Source organism: uncultured Thioclava sp. (assembly GCF_913064665.1).
GTDB classification, from domain to species: Bacteria; Pseudomonadota; Alphaproteobacteria; order Rhodobacterales; family Rhodobacteraceae; genus Thioclava; species Thioclava arctica.
Window position 1 is genome coordinate 1 of sequence record NZ_CAJYBT010000058.1, and the last position, 16,395, is coordinate 16,395.

Genomic DNA, 16,395 nt, shown 5'->3' on the forward strand with positions numbered 1-16,395 from the left:
CGGCAAGCAGGGCGGGGTCGTTTGCGGTTCGGTGGTCGTGCGAGAGCCCGGCCCTTGGAACCAGACGGTCCCGCGCCGCGCGGCCTCGCCGAGCAAGGCCTGAAAGGCGTTGTCCTGCGGCTCACGACTGGGGCGACAATTGCCCAGATGGTCGATCACGACGTTCAGGCCTTGCGGCAATTGCTGCAACACACGTAGGCCCGTCTCGGGCTCTTGCGCATAGATATGGATGTGCTGATCGGCCCGCAGCCGCGCCCAAAGCGCCGCCCATTCCGACGTCGCGAAGTCATCCGGCCCAACACTCTCAGGCGAGGCATCATGCAACACGATCCGCACACCAACGATCTGCGGATGGCGCAGCCGTTCAGCGGTCGCGTATCCGGGATCGGCAAGGATCGTTCCGACCAGCCGGATATTTCCGTAGCGCTCCGGCTCCCGCGCCTGCAACATTTCCAGCTCAGCAAAGGAAGAAAACACGTTTTCGGAATCGGGCAGGATGCTGAGATGCACGTTATTGATCAGCACAGGCACAATCCCATCTTGGCTCAGCCCATCAAGATAGCTGGTCAGAGATTGCGCGGCGGGCCGGGCATAGGGCGCGTCATCAGCAACCCGCGAAAGGTCGCCATCCCTATAAAGATGGACATGTGCGTCAATATGGATGTCGTTTGGCTGCATGACCGGTTTCCCCTTGTCTCTGCAGCACAATATCCGGCGCAATGAGATCGAGGCTCCACAGGCTCGCCGTCAAATATCAAACTAACGACATCTTGCGGCTCGTGTCCAAAAACACTCCATTGCCATCTGGCCGCCTGCTGCCGGCCTGGCAGTCTCCCGAGGAAAAGACTTGGCAAACTCCGCTTCCTGCGCATGGCTGATGTTGGTGGCGGAAGCAGCATTCAGCAGTGTGGGCTCAGTGCGAACCCTCGCCGCGCGCGGCACCCATGACGTCAGCGCGGACCAACTGGACCTCTGGTTTTTGCGTCGGAAGGCTTGGGATCGGCGCTTCTCGCCCCCCAGCTGAGTGAGGCAGCCTGTTGCCTACACCGCCCCCTCCAAGTGGGTCGCCTCGTGGTCACCCGGCCAAGGCGGCATGGTCACGCAGATAAACGTCAACGGCTGATCTCCCACATTGCGATACTGGAAGGCCGTGCCGACAGGAATGTCGATCGACACGCCCGGACGCAACGGTGTGATCCTCTCTTCGGTCCTGTCTCGTCGCCAGATCTCGCCTTCACCTTCGAGGATGAACCAGAATTCGCTGACGGTGGCATGAACCGTCGCCCTGTTGATTTGGCTTGGTGGCACCGTGCTATGGATCATGTTGCCCGTGGCCCCATCCATGATGAAGCGGATGTTCGCCCCGGCCGGGGATTTCGCATCCGGTGTGGGTTGCAGTGATGTCTCCTTCAATGTTTTCGCTCCCGTGCTGATTATCGTTCTGAGTCTGTGCGACCGCCACTACCGGGCTTGTTGTTAGATGAAATTCGACGCGGCCAATGAGTGCCCGACGATGGTCGGCGTGAAGGCCACGATGCGACCTAACTGTGCGAAAAGCCCATTTGCGGGTCCAATCTGGGCCGAATACGGCACGAGATGGGAGACTGCCGACGCCGAAACCGAAGCCGGGCTCGAAAGCGGGCAGCGCGCTTGCGATCAGCAGGACAGCGGCGGTGAGAACGAGCGTGGTTGGCTTCACCCGATCCGCCAGCAGACCGTAGACGAGGCTGCCCGCGATGCTGGCGCGCGCGACCAAACCGGAGGCGTTTCGTGCCTGGGCCGAACTCAAGCCGTGGGCTTCGATCAAGAAAGTTGACATCCTGCTCAGGATGGAAAGCGACAGGAGCATGAGGCCGAGGGCCTGTCCAGAAGTGGCTATTCCGGACAGGTGCGTTGCCGATGATGAACATGACATGCATGGCCGCAATGGTCTCCCTTGCCCTCTATTGCGCGGTCCACCCGCCATCGACCGGGATAGACGTTCCGGTCACGTTGTGCGCGATCGGCGCGCAGAGCCATAGCGCGAGCGCCCCGATCTCTGCAGGGTCCGAGGTTCGCCGCGAGGGTTGTTTCTCCGCAAGTAGATCCGCAATCCCGGCCGCGCGGTCGCCGTCATGAGCCACCGCGCGTTCCTCGATCTGGGGGGCGAGAATGGCGGTTTCGGTCCAGCCAGGGCAGATGCAGTTGACCGTCACCCCGCCGGTGGATTTCGACCCTGCCGTCGCGTATTCCAGCGCCGCGACCCGGCTCATGCCGACCAGACCGAATTTCGATGCGACATAGGGAGCCTTGTTGACCGAGGCCACGAGACCGTGGACAGAGGCGATATTGACGACACGACCATAACCGCGCTCTGCCATTGAAGGCAGCGCGCGGCGCATCGTGTGAAACGCGCCCGAGAGGTTCACTGCCAGAACCGCGTTCCAGATCTCGGGGGTCGCTTCGGCGAGGCTCGCCGTGCGCTGGATACCCGCGTTGTTCACCAGGATATCGGCCCCACCCCAGTCCGCCACGCCGTCCATCATCGCGTCGATGGCTGCGGGGTCCGCCATGTCGGCATCGAAAAAGCGCACCTCTGGCGCACCAGCCTCTTTCAGCGTCGCAGTCGCCTCGGCGACTTGGGCGTCATCGGCCAGACCATGCAGCGCGATGCGCGCCCCGGCACCGGCAAGGGCTTCGGCGATCGCAAGGCCGATGCCCTGAACCGAGCCAGTCACGAGCGCTGTCTTTCCATCCAGTCTCGACATCATTCCTCCTCCTTCAATCTCTGTCTCAGCTCGGTTTTCAACACCTTGCCGTAGTTGTTCTTTGGTAGTTGCGCGACCACGCGATACGCCTTGGGGCGCTTGAACCGGGCGATGGTTTCGCAGCAATGCTGGTCGAGCGCCGTGGGGTCGATCTCTGCGCCCGGCGCGGGAGTGACGAAGGCCACGACGCTCTCGCCCCATTCGGGGTCGGGCATGCCGACCACCGCCACCTCGTGAACGCAAGGATGCAGCAAGAGCGCCTCCTCGACCTCACGCGGATAGATGTTGGTGCCGCCGGAAATGATGACGTCCTTTGAACGATCCTGCAGCGTGACAAAGCCATCCGCATCCATCGCGCCAAGGTCGCCCGTCCAGAGCCACCCATCCCGGATCGCGTTCGCGCTTGCCTCGGGGTTCTTCCAGTAGCCGGCCATTACCGCCGCGCCGCGCACAAGGATTTCCCCTGTCTCGCCCGGTGGCAAAGTCTGACCCTCGGCATCCGCGATGCGTACAGAGACCGGGCTTTGCGCCTGACCGACCGAAGCCAACCGTTCGCGCCAGCGCGGATGGCTGCGGTCAGCCACGAGATCGCGCGACAGGGCGGTGATCGTCATCGGACTTTCGCCCTGACCGTAAATCTGGACGAAGCGGGGCCCCATCACAGCGACCGCCTCGACGATATCGGCGAGATACATCGGCCCGCCGCCATAGACGATCGTCTTGATCCCGTCGCCCGCCTGACCGGCCGCCTTGGCGTGATCGACCAGCCGACGGATCATCGTGGGGGCTGCGAACATCGAGACATGGTCAAGCTTCGGGGCGAGGTCTAGAATCTCGTCGGCCTCAAAGCCACCTGATTGCGGCACGACGTGACGCGCGCCCCGTATGACGTGCATGAAGTTGTAGAGCCCCGCGCCATGCGACATCGGTGCGGCGTAGAGGATCGCGTCCTGCTCTGCGACGCTGTCGACATCGGTGAAATAGCCCAGGCACATCGCCTGGATATTGGCCGAGGTGATCCGCACCCCCTTGGGTCGACCGGTGGTGCCTGAGGTATAGAAGAGCCAGATCGTCTGATCCGATGCCACCTCAACCGGGGCGCGCAACGGCGCGTGACCCAGCAGTTCGGAATAAGCCTCGCCGGCGATGTCGATCGTCTCGGCGCGCAGGTCCGCGCCCGTATCGGGAGATACGAAGGTAAGCTTTGCGCTAGAGGCCTCGATGATCCATTCGGCCTCACGCGGGTGGAGCTTCGCGTTGATCGGCACGACCACCGCGCCCGCGAACCACGCCCCGTAAAGCGCCTCGAGATATTCGATGCGGTTTTTCATGAAAAGAGCAACGCGATCGCCCGGCACGATACCCCGTTCCGCCAGACCGGCGCCGATCCGCGCCGCGTGCTCAGCGAAGGTTGCGTAATCGGCGCGCACCTCGTCGCCACAGAGGAGCGCGGGGGCCGCCGGACGGCGGATCGCGCTGCGCACAAGCCATTCAGCCGGGTTCATGCCGCGCGCTCCGCTTCGAGGATCGAGCAGTAATTGGCAACACCCGAGCCGCCCATGTTAAAGACGCAGCCCAGCTCCGCCCCCGGCAGTTGCATTTCGCCCGCTTGCCCGGTAAGTTGCATCGCCGCCAACACATGCATGGAGACCCCGGTGGCGCCGACGGGGTGCCCCTTGGCCTTGAGACCGCCCGAGAGGTTCACCGGCAAGCGCCCGTCGCGATTGACCATGCCCTCATCGATGGCGCGCGCGCCAGCGCCCCGAGGCACCAGCCCCATCGCCTCGTAGACAAGAAGCTCGGCGATGGTGAAGCAGTCATGAACTTCGGCGAAGGAAAGGTCTCCGACCCCGAGACCTGCCTTGCCATAGGCGCGGCGGAAGGCCTCTGCCGGTCCCTCGAAGGCCAGCAGATCGCGCCGCGACATCGGCAGGTAGTCGTTGACCTGCTCGGCGGCGCGGAAGGCGATGGAATTGGCGAAATCGCCCGCGCGATCGTCTGCGACCATGATCAACGCTGCTGCCCCGTCCGAGATCAGCGAGCAATCGGTCATCCGAAGGGGCGCTGCGATCATCGGGTTCTTCTCGCTGACGGTGTTGCAGAACTCAAAGCCTACGTCCTTGCGCATCTGCGCCATTGGGTTGGCGAGCGCGTTGGCATGGTTCTTCGCCGCGATCCGGGCAAGCGCTGAAGACCGGTCGCCATAGGTCTGAAAATAGGCAGTCGCGAAGCGCGCGAATATCTGCGGGAAAGAGACGCCAGCTTCTTCCGCTTGATAGGACGCGCCCGCCAGAGCCTCCGTCACGCCGGCTGTGTCCTTCGCGGTCATCTTCTCGGCCCCGATGACCAGTGCGGCCTTGACCCGTCCGGATCGGATCGCGTCGCGCGCGGCGTAGATCGCGGCAGATCCCGAGGCGCAGGCATTCTCGACCCGGGTCGCGGGTTTGAAGCGCAGCGCGTCATCCAGACCCAGCGCGAGGGAGCTCGCGAATCCGTCGGGCACGAGCCCGGAGTTGAAATGGCCCAGCCAGATCGCGTCGATCTCGGCGGGATCAATCCCCGCGTGATTGAGCGCTGCGGCGCCTGCTTCGAGAACCAGATTCTCAAACGTCTGGCCCGCAAGCCTGCCGAATTTTGTATGCCCCCAGCCGACGATTTTCGCGTCCATGCTGTCATCCTCCCAAATGCATCCATCGCGGCGCAGACTAGCGCGAGACCCACGCGCGCTCTATTCGTAGAACTACGATATCGGGAGAAGACGATGAACAAAGACGCCATGGACGTAGAGGCGGCTGTGCTGGCCTTCACGCATGCGCCGATCGGGTTGGCAGTGACCCGTGATCGGGTGATCGAGCGTTGCAACGCGCGCTTCTGCGAGACCTTTGGCTACGCCGAATGTGAACTCCCCCGTCGTTCGCTTGCGCTGCTCTACCCGTCGCACGAAGAATTTCTGCGCATCGGCGAAATCGGGATGCGGCGCATGCGCGCCACCGGACGTTATGCGGACGAACGCATCATGCAGCGGCGCGACGGTTCGCTCTTCTGGTGCCGGGTGCGTGGCCAGTCGCTGACGCCCGAAACGCCCTTTGAGCGTGCGGTGTGGAGCTTCGCGGACATCTCCGAATCGCGCCCCGTTGTGGACCTCACAGCCCGCGAGCGTCAGGTTGCGGCGCTCTTGGCCGAGGGTCGTACGAGCAAGGAAATCGCGCGCACTCTCGACCTGTCGCCGCGCACTGCCGAGGCACATCGTGCCAAACTGCAAGCCAAACTGGGGGCGCGAAACACTGCCGAACTCGTTGCACGCCTGACAGGCCTGCCGATGTGACGCTGCAAACCGCGCATGTATCTAGGACTTTTCTGCACATAGAGGACGCTCCTGCCTTGCGTAGCAAAAAATTCTCTTCTGCTCAGGCTGTCTCGAAGTTTCGGCCCGGAGGTGTCATTCGATTGCACGCCGAGGTGCTGCAACGTGGCCGCCATATCGGTCTTTCGCTGCATATCCATCATTCACGTAGCGCCGAAGGCCCCAACTGGGACGAAACCGCTGGTCAATACGCCTGCCTCGTGCGGCGCATATCGACAGATAGACCGACAACCTGAGGGCGGTTCAGCCCTTTCTTAGATGCCCCAAGACAAACAGCACCGTCCGTTACCTTGACGTTGCGCTCGAAGACGCTCAGGCGATCTCTGAAAGCGTGGAAGCCTAACGATTGGGCTCACGTTCTCTGATGGTCGCGACTTGACGCTTACTTGTCACCCCGGCACCGAGACAGGGCTCGCCGATGCGAGCGAAACCTATAGTTTCTCATAGATTGCGCGGCGCACGCACGTTGGTGTGAGATGTGTGTGATCGGCTCGACCTGTCGGGCCGTGGGGACCAATCACAAAACAGGGCTTTCTCATGACTCTAAAATTTGCGCTTGCGGCTTCAGCCGCCTGTCTTGCGCTGTCCGCTTGTAACAGCAGCAACGGTTCTTCCGGCGCTCTGACGTCAGCAGCGGCACAGAACGTCGATGCCACCTATTCCGACTATGAAGACCGCATCACCAGCGGGGCACTGACCACGACGGCTCCGACGGGGCAGGCTTCGATGTCGGGCTACATGGGCGTCAGCGACATCAATCCCGAGGACAGTACCACGACTGCGATAGGCAAACTCGCGATGGATGTCGACTTTGATGCGGGAAAGGTCAGCGGCACGGCTTCCGATTTCGGGATCTACAGCGGCGAGACCCTGACCAAAGACGCCAATGTCAACGGCACGCTTGCCGTGGACGGGACCGTGGGGGGGACGGATCTGACGGCCTCCGCGACAGGAACATTGTCGGACGGCGAGACGCCAACAGACGTCGCTCTGAACATGACCGGCAGTTTTTATGACGATGCGGGCACCTTGACCGCCGTCGGTGATATAAGCGGAACAATTGCTGACTCTGGCGACAGCTCGACAAGTATCGACGTCGGCGGTGCTTTCTACGCGACCAAAAATTGAGACGGGACACTCGTCTACATGGGGGCCGGGCGCAGTGCGCCCGGTGTCCTTCGGACCGACAAACCGACTTCTGAGCACGCGATGCGAAACGTTTTTCCGTTAAAATGGCTTTGGCTCACAGTCTCGATCTTCGTCGGACTTACAGTCGTCGTGCCGACACGCGTTCAGGCTCAGCAATCCGTCTCGGATTGGCTCGCATTCGCGAACGAACAGATCTCACGCGACAAACCGGGCACCGCCCTTGTGGTTTTCGGAAAAATCGCGGCGCGCCACCCCAATTACGTTCCTGCACAGGTAGGGCTGCAAAAGAGTTTCGCGAAATTCGGCTCAATCCGGCGCAGCGAGGCTTTCCTGCGCTATGCTCTCGCGAAGGATCCTACGCATGAGCCCGCGCTTCTCGCGGCCTGGCAGGCGCTCGACCGCGCCCATCCCCTGCGGTTCTCTGCCTCGGCCTCGCTCCTGCCGAGCAGCAATGTCGATCACGTCGCTTCCGAACGCTACCTCGTGACCGATTTCGGCACCTTCCTTATCGATAATGGCGGGAATGAAACCTCCGGTGTCGGGCTCGGGTTTGGCATGAATATGGATTGGGTCATCCAGCCCCGACCGGGCCATCGTGTCCGGTTTCGCGCCACCTATGCGGGAGCTTGGTTTCATTCCGCCGCGCTGCGTTACGCAGAGCCCTCGCTCGCGGTCAGATACGAGCATCTTGGCGGCCGAAACCCCTGGTCATTGGAGGCAGCCCTGCGCAAGCGGCGTTATGGCGGCGCCGCGCAAGATGTAACCTCGGACAACATCACTCGCGCAATTAGTTTTTCGAAATCTTGGCGCCAAGTTGGCGGGAGGCGCACTTTCTTGCGCATCACTGGAGAATACAGCAGCTATTTGGAGAAACCCTACCTGACGGGCCCCCGCTACAGCATTGACCTTGGGCGCAGAAACCCGCTGGGGCGGAGAGGACATTTAAGCTACGGGGTGCGGCTTGAACGTGCCCTGCCGCGCACCGACTATCATCGCTACAGCGGTGCCGAATTGCGGATCGGATATGAGCGGCCATTGCTTGAAGGGCTCCGCGGTGGTCTCTCTCTTAGCTATGGCGAACGCAGCTACGATGCCGATTTCCCGATCGTAGGCGAACGCCGCCATGACCGTTCGGCGAGCCTTGGTCTGAGTGTGGCATTGCGACAGGCGAAAATCTTGGGGCAATCGCCCAAAATCAGTTGCACCGTGCGGCGCACCCAGTCGAATGTTGCGCTTTATACAACCAATTCCGTCGATTGCGCCCTGTCGCTAAAACTTGATTTTTGACAGGAATCGGGCATCTTAGCGTAGGGTTAACAAGTTTCATCTGTCCAGTTTCACGGTGTCCTAGGCGATCTGCTGCGGGGCATATTAACCGATCGACTTGGAGATTTGGCTTTGGTTTCGCAACGGCTTTCCTATCGGGAGCAAGGCGGTTCCCCGAACCACTGCTCAGCCAGAGATCGCGCAACAGAATAAATTCATCCAATGCCTAAAGCCCTATCGCATCACGACATTTACGAAGCCGCCTTGGATGACGAGCTGTTCAACACGCTGCCCAATCGACTGGCGCGCGAAATCGACGTTCCTTCGGCGATATTCATATGGCTCCACCCGGGGGACTACCGGGAAATCACCGCCGGAACACAAGCGGAAGCCAATCTCGATTACAACACATTCGAAGGACCTGATCCCTGGTTGGCGCAAGGCACGGATGACAAGGTTGGGACCGGCGTATTTCGACTTTCGAACTACGTGTCCCCGCAAGAACTTGAAGAAAGCGAGATGTTTAACGAGTTCATCACGAAGAACCGACTGGATCGGTATTGGTGCCTTGGCCTGCTACAAGGCACGCGCGACGGTCGGGTTGCCACGGCCTTCCACAAAGGCAAGACCGCCGGGGATTTCACGGATACCGAACTGAGCCTGATAAATCGCCATGTCGAAGACCTAGGTCGGCTCCACGCGATCCGGCGCGAATTGCACCGCGCCAGCATCCGCGAAATCGCAGCCGCGGATCGCAGCTTGCTCGACGATGCGCCGATCTTCGAACTTGATCATCAGGGCCGCCTTCTTCGGATGAATGGGAAAGCTGAACGTCTCTTCAAGTTGCATCCTCTTCTGGCCGTCGATTCCAAGCGCACGCTTAGGGTTCAGGGTACCGGACAGAGCGCCTTTCACTTGACGGCCGGAAGGGCCACGGCAGCCCGCAAAAGCGAGGCAGGCGCGATGGATCTAGCCCAGACGCGCGCGATCGACGGGCGTATCATCCCGAGACTGCGGCTCAACTTCCTGCCACGCACCGACGGCGGGCGTAAGGTGCTTGTTATTGCGACAACCGAATTCACCGATGGGATGCAGGATCTTTTCGACTCTCCGCAGGAACGAATACTGCTTACGCCTCGTGAGCGCGATGTCCTGCATGGTTTGATCCGGGGCCTCAGGCGCGATCAGTTGGGCCACGACCTTGATCTGGCGATGCCAACGATCGATTTGCACAGTGCCAACCTACGTAGAAAGCTGGGGGCGCGAACCATCGCGGAGGCGGTCGCCATCGCCCTAAAGCTGGGCCTTATCTAATCCAATAAGATCCGTGGAGCGTTCGGCGCAGGCGATGAACTATGCGTCCGCTCTGCCTCTGCGATTTCAACGGGTCGCTGCAACGCATGCTTCAAACTTCTCGGCTGATTGTCGAAGGCGACCGTTTCAAGCTTTGCGCGATCGAACGAAACGACCGCTTTGCGACAAGCTCACGGGAAATCCCCTCCCGCTCAATGAGACCCAACGCCCCTCGCGACCGCCTGCGTTCCGGTGGCCCGATCCCACCAAATTGCGCCTGATGAGGAAAGAACGAAGACGACGCACGATTGAAGTGACGCGTCTTCGCCAAGCCCGCCTTCAAGCTGGTCTGAAGAGTTGAGCTTCACTGCGATGGGAAAGTTAGGACCGACTGCCGCACGCATTGCCTCGATGGTTTCAAGGAGCAGTCTCATGCGGTTGGCGATTGCTCCGCCATATTCATCGCGGCGCGTGTTGAACAATGGCGACAGGAATTGACTGAGCAAAAACCCATGTGCGGCGTGGATTTGTACACCGCCGAACCCGGCTTGCTGTGCCAAGCTGGCGGTCTTTGCGAAATCCAGAGCCATCTGGTGGATTTCATCTTGTGTCATCCGCTCACAGCGAAAGCCGGGTAAATCGAGGGCGCTTGGCCCCTTAGGGCTGCTGATTGGCGCATATGCAAGCGCCCCGGCGTGACCGAGTTGCAGCCATAACTGCGTGCCGTTTTGAGCGCCATGTTCGGCAAGCGCGCGAAACTTTGACAGGTCAGAAGCTGCGTCAAACATCAGATTGCCGGACCTTTCAGCGTAGATAGGCGTGGCTTGCACCTCGCCAATGATCGATACGGCCACCCCACCTTCGGCCCAACGCTGATACAGCCTGTTTTGCTCGGCTGTCGGATGACCGGTTTCGTCCCCCAAGGAGTCAGACATTGCCGATTTGGCGATCCGGTTTTTCAAGACCACGCCGCAAGGCATTGTGGGTTTGGGGTCCAAGCGGTCATACGGCGGCACGGCTTTGCCAAAATGGCGATGCACCGCCGCGAGCGACGATCCCGACCCTTAGCAGCCCTTTATGACGATCGCCGCAAAGGTCTGGAAGCAGCTTGAAGCTGCCAGTCGACCACGACGCGGGAAAGCACAATGGTCTGCCCCGAACAGCCGCTCGATGATACAAGCCTTGTCCGCCCTGAGTTTAATCGTTTTCGAAGCTACAACAAGAATCCAAGCAGTCACTGATCTTAAGCTTTCGGCGTTTGGCATGGCCCGAAATAGATCGGACATCCTCGAATCCTCAATGACCGTGCATCGCCTCACCCATCGCGATCGCAAGGTGATGAGCCTGATGATGCGCCCCGACGGTCAAAATGCCGATGAAGCCAAGCGCACGGATCTTTTGAGCGTCCGCCCCTTTCACTATAAGCGCGCTGCCTCCGGGGATATTCTCGGCGCTCATCTTCCAGCCCTCGACCCCGTTCATCGTCGCCACATGGGCCGGCACCATCGCCCGGATCGACGTGGTGACCGCAGGATCGTCCGAGGTTGCCTCGAAACGCGCGCCGTCGGGGATGTCGCGCGCGCGAACCTGCGCATGAAGGGTGACGTTGTTCATGTCGATCAGGTGCTGGCGCAAGGCTTCGATATCGACGCGGCTCCAGTCGGTGTTGGGATCGGCGAGCAGATGGCCCACGATTTCTTGGATCGCGGCAAAAGCGGACTGGCCCGGTTCAGTGATGGTGCGCGCATCACCCATGGGCTGGACGCCGGGCATCATCCCCTCGGGCCCGGTCATATCCGCGCCATGCATCATCGCATGATCGTCTGACATCACGGCATGGCCCTCACCCATTGCTTGGTCCATGCCGTGACCGTCCATGTCCTGTGCATGGGCGAGCACAGGAACCGCCACGAGAGTGAGGATGGCGAGACTACGTTTCATATAACCTCCAACAGTTTGCATGAGCCTATCATGTTGATCCGGCCGCGTCACAATTTCAGCCTGCGCAGCCGCAACGCATTGGCGATCACCGAGACCGAAGAGAAGCTCATCGCGAGTGCTGCGATTACCGGCGAAAGCAGCACGCCGAACACCGGGTAAAGAACGCCTGCCGCGATCGGCACGCCGGCGGTATTGTAGGCGAAGGCGAAGAACAGGTTCTGACGGATATTGCGCATCACCCCCTCAGCCAGACGGCGCGCGCGCACAATGCCATTCAGGTCGCCCTTGACGAGCGTCAGCCCCGCGCTTTCCACTGCGACATCAGCCCCGGTGCCCATCGCGATGCCGACATCTGCCGCCGCCAGCGCCGGGGCATCGTTCACCCCGTCGCCCGCCATTGCGACCGAGGCGCCGTCCTTGCGCAGCTTGTCAACCAGCGCAGCCTTGTCTTCGGGCGAGACGCCGGCATGAACCTCGTCGATCTCCAGCGCGCGCGCGACCGCCTGCGCGGTGCCCTGACTGTCGCCGGTGGCCATGATGATGCGCAGCCCTTCGCCATGCAGGGCGCGGATGGCATCGGCGGTGGTTTCCTTGATCCGATCGGCGACGGCGATCACTCCGATCACCGCGCCATCGCGGGCAAGATACATTGCGGTCTTGCCGTCGTTCTGAAGGCGTTCGACCGTTTCGGCCTGCGCCCCGGTATCGGCGCCGATCTGCGCCATCAGAGCGGCGTTGCCAAGCGCGATCTGCGCGCTCTCCACCCGGCCCATGACGCCCTTGCCGGTCACCGCCTCGAACCCCTCCGCTTCAAGTCTGAGCGCATCCTGTGCGCCCTGCACGATGGCCTCGGCGAGGGGATGCTCCGAGCCACGTTCCAACGCTGCAGCCAGCGACTTCACCTCTTCCTCGCTTACCCCATCGGCAATCACGTCGGTCAGCGTGGGTTTGCCTTCGGTCAGCGTGCCCGTCTTGTCCACGATCAACGTGTCAACCTTGGCAAAGCGCTCCAGCGCCTCGGCATCGCGGATCAGAACGCCTGCGCTCGCGCCGCGCCCAGTGCCGACCATCACCGACATCGGCGTGGCGAGACCCAGCGCACAGGGGCAGGCGATGATCAGGACCGAAACGGCGGCCACGGTCGCGTAACCTAGCGCCGGACTGGGGCCGAAGGTGAGCCAGACGATGAAGGCCAGCCCCGCGCAAAGCACCACCCCCGGCACGAAATAAAGCGCCACGCGGTCGGCCAGCCCCTGAATCGGGGCACGCGAGCGCTGCGCCTTACCGACCATTTCGACGATACGCGAGAGCGTGGTCTCCGAGCCCACCGCCTGCGCCTCCATCACGAAACTGCCCTGCTTGTTAAGCGTGCCGCCCGTGACCGCATCGCCCTGCGCCTTCTCGACCGGCACGGGCTCACCCGTGAGCATGCTTTCATCGATGGCCGACGACCCATCAGCAATCACGCCGTCTACCGGCACGGTCTCGCCCGGGCGCACGCGCAGCTTGTCGCCCGCCTGCACTGCGTCGAGCGGCACGTCCTCCTCGCCGCTGTCGGTCACCCGGCGCGCGGTCTTGGGCGCCAGATCCATAAGCGCGCGGATCGCGTCGCCGGTCTTTTCGCGCGCCGAAAGCTCCATGATCTGCCCGATGAGAACGAGCACGAGGATCACCGCCGAAGCCTCGAAATAGACGGGTGGCATCCCGTGCTGGTTCAGCATCTCGGTCGGGAAAACACCCGGCACCAAAAGGCCCACAAGCGAGAACAGGTAGGCTGCAAGCGTGCCGAGCGAAATCAGCGTCCACATATTGGGCGAGATGTTCACCACCGATTTCCAACCCCGCACGAAGAACGGGCGCGCGAACCACAGCACGGGCGTTGCCAGCACGAATTGCAGCCAGAGGAAGGCTTTCGGGCCGATCCAATCCGCGAACGGCAGGCCGATATGTGCGCCCATTTCCAGCACGAAAACAGCCGCCGCCAGCGGCCCCATGATCCAGAGCCTGCGCCGAAAATCTACCAACTCCGGGTTCGGGCCAGCATCGGCCGAGGGATTCATCGGCTCCAGCGCCATACCGCATTTCGGGCAGTCGCCGGGATGGTCTCGCACGATCTCGGGATGCATCGGGCAGGTATATTGCGTCCCTTCCGGCATGGCCTTGGCCGCCGACCGGACGCCGAGATAATCCTGGGGGCGCGCCTCGAACTTGTGCTGGCATCCGGACGAACAGAAATAGAACCGCTCGCCATCAAGCTTGGCCATATGCGCGGCCGTGGCGCGATCAACTGACATGCCGCAGACGGGATCGGTCGCTTTGACGTACTCCTCGGGCTTGGCGACAAACTTGTCGTGACACCCTTGCGAGCAGAAATGATAGCGATGCCCATCATGGTCATGGCTGGGCTTGTCGGCATTCGGGTCCACGGTCATCCCGCAGACCGGATCGCGGGTGATCGTTTCGGCAGTGTCATGCTGATGGCGCGATGTCATCCGTTCATCCTTTCGGCAACTTCGCTTGAACAGATAGGGCCTCTAGGAACTGGAGGGTCAAGCGCCTCGCGGGTATTTTCCTTCAACCCCGGGCCCCATCCGCCAGTTCCCGCGCACATCACGCAAGCGTGACTTTGCCTTCCAGCTACTAGAGGGCTTACTTGCCGCTCAGGAGGAATGTGCAGATGAATATCGGGGCCGCCGCGACGCAGACCGGGCTGCCGGTCAAGACCATCCGCTATTACGAGGAAATCGGCCTCGTCACGCCGGACCGACGCGCGAATGGCTATCGCGATTTTTCTGCGGCTTGCGTCGAGCAGCTGCGGCTTTTGGCGCAGGCGCGTCACCTTGGCTTCTCGCTTGAGGAATGTCGTCGCCTGCTCGCGTTGAGCGCCGACGAGGACCGCGCAAGCCGCGACGTGCGCGCGCTTGCGCAACAAAATCTGGAAGCGGTGCGCGAAAAGATCGCGTCTCTCACCGCATTGGAGGCGCAGCTTGAAGGGCTCATCGCGCAATGTCACGGCGACGATGCCCCCGATTGCGCGATCCTTGACGAACTGATGGGCCTGCGCGGCGATTGACAGGCGCGCGCAAGCCCACCAGATATGGATGAGGGAGAAACGGGAGCAGACATGCGCAAGGCGCTGCATATCTTCATGTTCGGGCTGGTCGTGATGATGGGCCTGTCGCAGTTGGGTGCGCCCGCTGCGGCGATGACCCATACCCGCGCGATGGACGCGCTCACCATGGCAGATTGCGCGGCCTGTCCCGATGGGCATCACGCGGGTCAACCCGCGCAGGACATGCCCTGTCCACATGCGGAAATGCTGGTCTCGGCCACTCTCACCTTTTCGCCCGAGCTCTCTCTGAGCCGAGCCGATCTGTCGTTGCCGCTGCGGCCCGCCGACATACCGGCCCCACCGGCGCATGAGCCCCAGCTCGACCTGCCACCCCCCCGAATCTGATCGATCAAACGTTCGCACGTTCTGCGCCTGCGCGCGCGGACCCTGTTTCTCGCGCCCGCGAAGGCGCGTCTGATCGCATTGGATATCTATATGAAGACCTACATACTCTACGCTGCGCTCGTCGCAGCGATCGCCGGGGGCGTCTGGCTGTCGCGGCGCCCTGCCCCCGCCACCGAGGCAGAGGCCGCGACGCCTGCACAAGGCGATGCGCTTGTTGCCATCAGCCTTCCCGAAACCCTCTCTGCGCAGGCCGTCATGGGCAAGCGCGCCTTCGAGTCGACCTGCATCACCTGTCACGGCAAGAACGCGACCGGCAAGGCGGGGTTCGGACCGCCGCTGGTACACAAGATCTACGAGCCCTCGCATCACGGCGACATGGCCTTTCTCGCTGCGGTTCAAGCAGGCGTGCGCGCCCATCACTGGCGCTTTGGAAACATGCCGCCGCAAGAGGGCCTGACCCGCGCCGACACCGCAAATATCGTCACTTACGTGCGCGAATTGCAGCGCGCCAACGGGATCAACTGAGATGCAGAACTTCAAACCGACCCGCCGGGCCGTTCTTGCCGGAGCGGGTGCAAGCGCGCTGGCATGGCGCACGGGCTTCGCCCAGACCGCACCCGTCGTTCTGACCGCGCAGCGCGCAAGCGTGCAGATCGCGCCCGAGGGCTACCCTCAAACCGACGTCTGGGCCTATGACGGCGCGCTGCCCGGTCCGCAATTGCGGGTTCCCCAAGGCGCGCGGTTGCGCCGCCGTTTCGTCAACAAGCTCGATGTGGCCAGCTCGATCCACTGGCATGGCATCCGCATCGACAATGCGATGGATGGAGTGGCGGGGCTTACGCAAGACGCCGTGCCGCCGGGGAACAGTTTTGACTACGATTTCACGCTGCCCGATGCCGGAAGCTATTGGTATCATGCGCATACCAACTCGATGGAGCAGGTCGCACGCGGGCTTTCGGGCCCGCTGATCGTCGAAGAACCCGAGGCCCCGGATGTCGATCGCGACGAGGTACTGATGCTGGATGACTGGTTGCTTAACCCCGAAACCGCCCAGATCGACCCGGATTTCAGCCAACCGATGGATCTCAGCCATGGCGGTCGCCTTGGCAACTTGATCGGCACGAACGGGCGTTTCAACCACCGGCTTGCCGTCAAGCGCCACGAACGGTTGCGCTTGC

General features: G+C 61.9%; 17 protein-coding genes and 1 pseudogene. 9 read left to right on the forward strand and 9 right to left on the reverse strand.

Features of this window, described 5'->3' with window-relative positions; all coding sequences use genetic code 11:
* Positions 1-678: amidohydrolase family protein (locus QZ571_RS16885; RefSeq protein ID WP_295537174.1), on the reverse strand; the 678-nt coding region annotated here is incomplete at its 3' end.
* 363 nt (positions 679-1,041) lie between these two features.
* On the reverse strand, positions 1,042-1,413 hold the full coding sequence (locus QZ571_RS16890; RefSeq protein ID WP_295537175.1) for a cupin domain-containing protein: 372 nt from the start codon (positions 1,411-1,413) through the stop codon (positions 1,042-1,044).
* A gap of 67 nt (positions 1,414-1,480) precedes the next feature.
* Here QZ571_RS16890 and QZ571_RS16895 point away from each other — a divergent pair, with 67 nt between their 5' ends.
* Positions 1,481-1,816, forward strand: coding sequence for a hypothetical protein (locus QZ571_RS16895; protein ID WP_295537177.1), 336 nt, complete (start codon positions 1,481-1,483; stop codon positions 1,814-1,816).
* A gap of 127 nt (positions 1,817-1,943) precedes the next feature.
* Here the strand turns inward: QZ571_RS16895 and QZ571_RS16900 are convergent, their stop codons facing one another.
* Genes QZ571_RS16900 through QZ571_RS16910 form a run of 3 tightly spaced genes read right to left on the reverse strand, consistent with a single transcriptional unit; the run spans position 1,944 to position 5,415 of the window.
* Positions 1,944-2,747 carry a 3-hydroxybutyrate dehydrogenase gene (locus QZ571_RS16900; protein WP_295537179.1) on the reverse strand — a complete coding sequence of 268 codons (804 nt, stop codon included), beginning with the start codon at positions 2,745-2,747 and terminating at the stop codon, positions 1,944-1,946.
* Positions 2,747-4,252, reverse strand: coding sequence for an AMP-binding protein (locus QZ571_RS16905; protein ID WP_295537181.1), 1,506 nt, complete (start codon positions 4,250-4,252; stop codon positions 2,747-2,749). Before QZ571_RS16905 ends, QZ571_RS16900 begins: the two co-directional genes overlap by 1 nt.
* Positions 4,249-5,415, reverse strand: a complete 1,167-nt coding sequence (locus tag QZ571_RS16910; RefSeq protein ID WP_295537183.1) for an acetyl-CoA acetyltransferase — start codon at positions 5,413-5,415, stop codon at positions 4,249-4,251. The genes QZ571_RS16905 and QZ571_RS16910 overlap by 4 nt, the downstream gene beginning before the upstream one ends.
* Positions 5,416-5,508: 93 nt before the next feature.
* Between QZ571_RS16910 and QZ571_RS16915 the strand changes: the two genes are divergently transcribed.
* From QZ571_RS16915 to QZ571_RS16930, 4 genes are all read left to right on the forward strand, one after another.
* Positions 5,509-6,072 (forward strand): LuxR C-terminal-related transcriptional regulator, encoded by a 564-nt coding sequence (locus tag QZ571_RS16915; protein WP_295537185.1) that lies wholly within the window; start codon positions 5,509-5,511, stop codon positions 6,070-6,072.
* Between the two features lie 576 nt (positions 6,073-6,648).
* Positions 6,649-7,239 carry a hypothetical protein gene (locus QZ571_RS16920; RefSeq protein WP_295537186.1) on the forward strand — a complete coding sequence of 197 codons (591 nt, stop codon included), beginning with the start codon at positions 6,649-6,651 and terminating at the stop codon, positions 7,237-7,239.
* A gap of 81 nt (positions 7,240-7,320) precedes the next feature.
* Positions 7,321-8,547, forward strand: coding sequence for a surface lipoprotein assembly modifier (locus QZ571_RS16925; RefSeq protein WP_295537188.1), 1,227 nt, complete (start codon positions 7,321-7,323; stop codon positions 8,545-8,547).
* A 243-nt stretch (positions 8,548-8,790) separates the two neighbouring features.
* Positions 8,791-9,840 (forward strand): LuxR C-terminal-related transcriptional regulator, encoded by a 1,050-nt coding sequence (locus tag QZ571_RS16930; RefSeq protein ID WP_295537190.1) that lies wholly within the window; start codon positions 8,791-8,793, stop codon positions 9,838-9,840.
* Between the two features lie 94 nt (positions 9,841-9,934).
* On the opposite strand, the pseudogene QZ571_RS16935 reads toward QZ571_RS16930, so the two are convergent.
* The 4 genes and pseudogenes from QZ571_RS16935 to QZ571_RS16950 all read right to left on the reverse strand — a co-directional run.
* Positions 9,935-10,087: pseudogene (locus tag QZ571_RS16935) on the reverse strand (helix-turn-helix domain-containing protein); the annotation flags it as partial.
* Positions 10,032-10,799: a hypothetical protein gene (locus tag QZ571_RS16940; RefSeq protein ID WP_295537203.1), complete on the reverse strand. Its 768-nt coding sequence runs from the start codon at positions 10,797-10,799 to the stop codon at positions 10,032-10,034. The pseudogene QZ571_RS16935 and the gene QZ571_RS16940, both read right to left, overlap by 56 nt.
* Before the next feature lie 316 nt (positions 10,800-11,115).
* Positions 11,116-11,760, reverse strand: a complete 645-nt coding sequence (locus tag QZ571_RS16945; RefSeq protein ID WP_295537192.1) for a hypothetical protein — start codon at positions 11,758-11,760, stop codon at positions 11,116-11,118.
* Between the two features lie 47 nt (positions 11,761-11,807).
* Positions 11,808-14,252 carry a heavy metal translocating P-type ATPase gene (locus QZ571_RS16950; protein ID WP_295537194.1) on the reverse strand — a complete coding sequence of 815 codons (2,445 nt, stop codon included), beginning with the start codon at positions 14,250-14,252 and terminating at the stop codon, positions 11,808-11,810.
* 185 nt (positions 14,253-14,437) lie between these two features.
* Here QZ571_RS16950 and QZ571_RS16955 point away from each other — a divergent pair, with 185 nt between their 5' ends.
* The 4 genes from QZ571_RS16955 to QZ571_RS16970 all read left to right on the forward strand — a co-directional run.
* Positions 14,438-14,833, forward strand: coding sequence for a MerR family DNA-binding protein (locus QZ571_RS16955; protein WP_295537196.1), 396 nt, complete (start codon positions 14,438-14,440; stop codon positions 14,831-14,833).
* 51 nt (positions 14,834-14,884) lie between these two features.
* A complete protein-coding gene (locus QZ571_RS16960; RefSeq protein ID WP_295537197.1) occupies positions 14,885-15,217 on the forward strand; it encodes a hypothetical protein in 333 nt (110 codons plus the stop codon).
* Between the two features lie 90 nt (positions 15,218-15,307).
* Positions 15,308-15,742 carry a cytochrome c gene (locus QZ571_RS16965; RefSeq protein ID WP_295537199.1) on the forward strand — a complete coding sequence of 145 codons (435 nt, stop codon included), beginning with the start codon at positions 15,308-15,310 and terminating at the stop codon, positions 15,740-15,742.
* A 1-nt stretch (position 15,743) separates the two neighbouring features.
* The coding region (locus QZ571_RS16970; RefSeq protein WP_295537201.1) for a multicopper oxidase domain-containing protein at positions 15,744-16,395 on the forward strand (652 nt) is incomplete at its 3' end.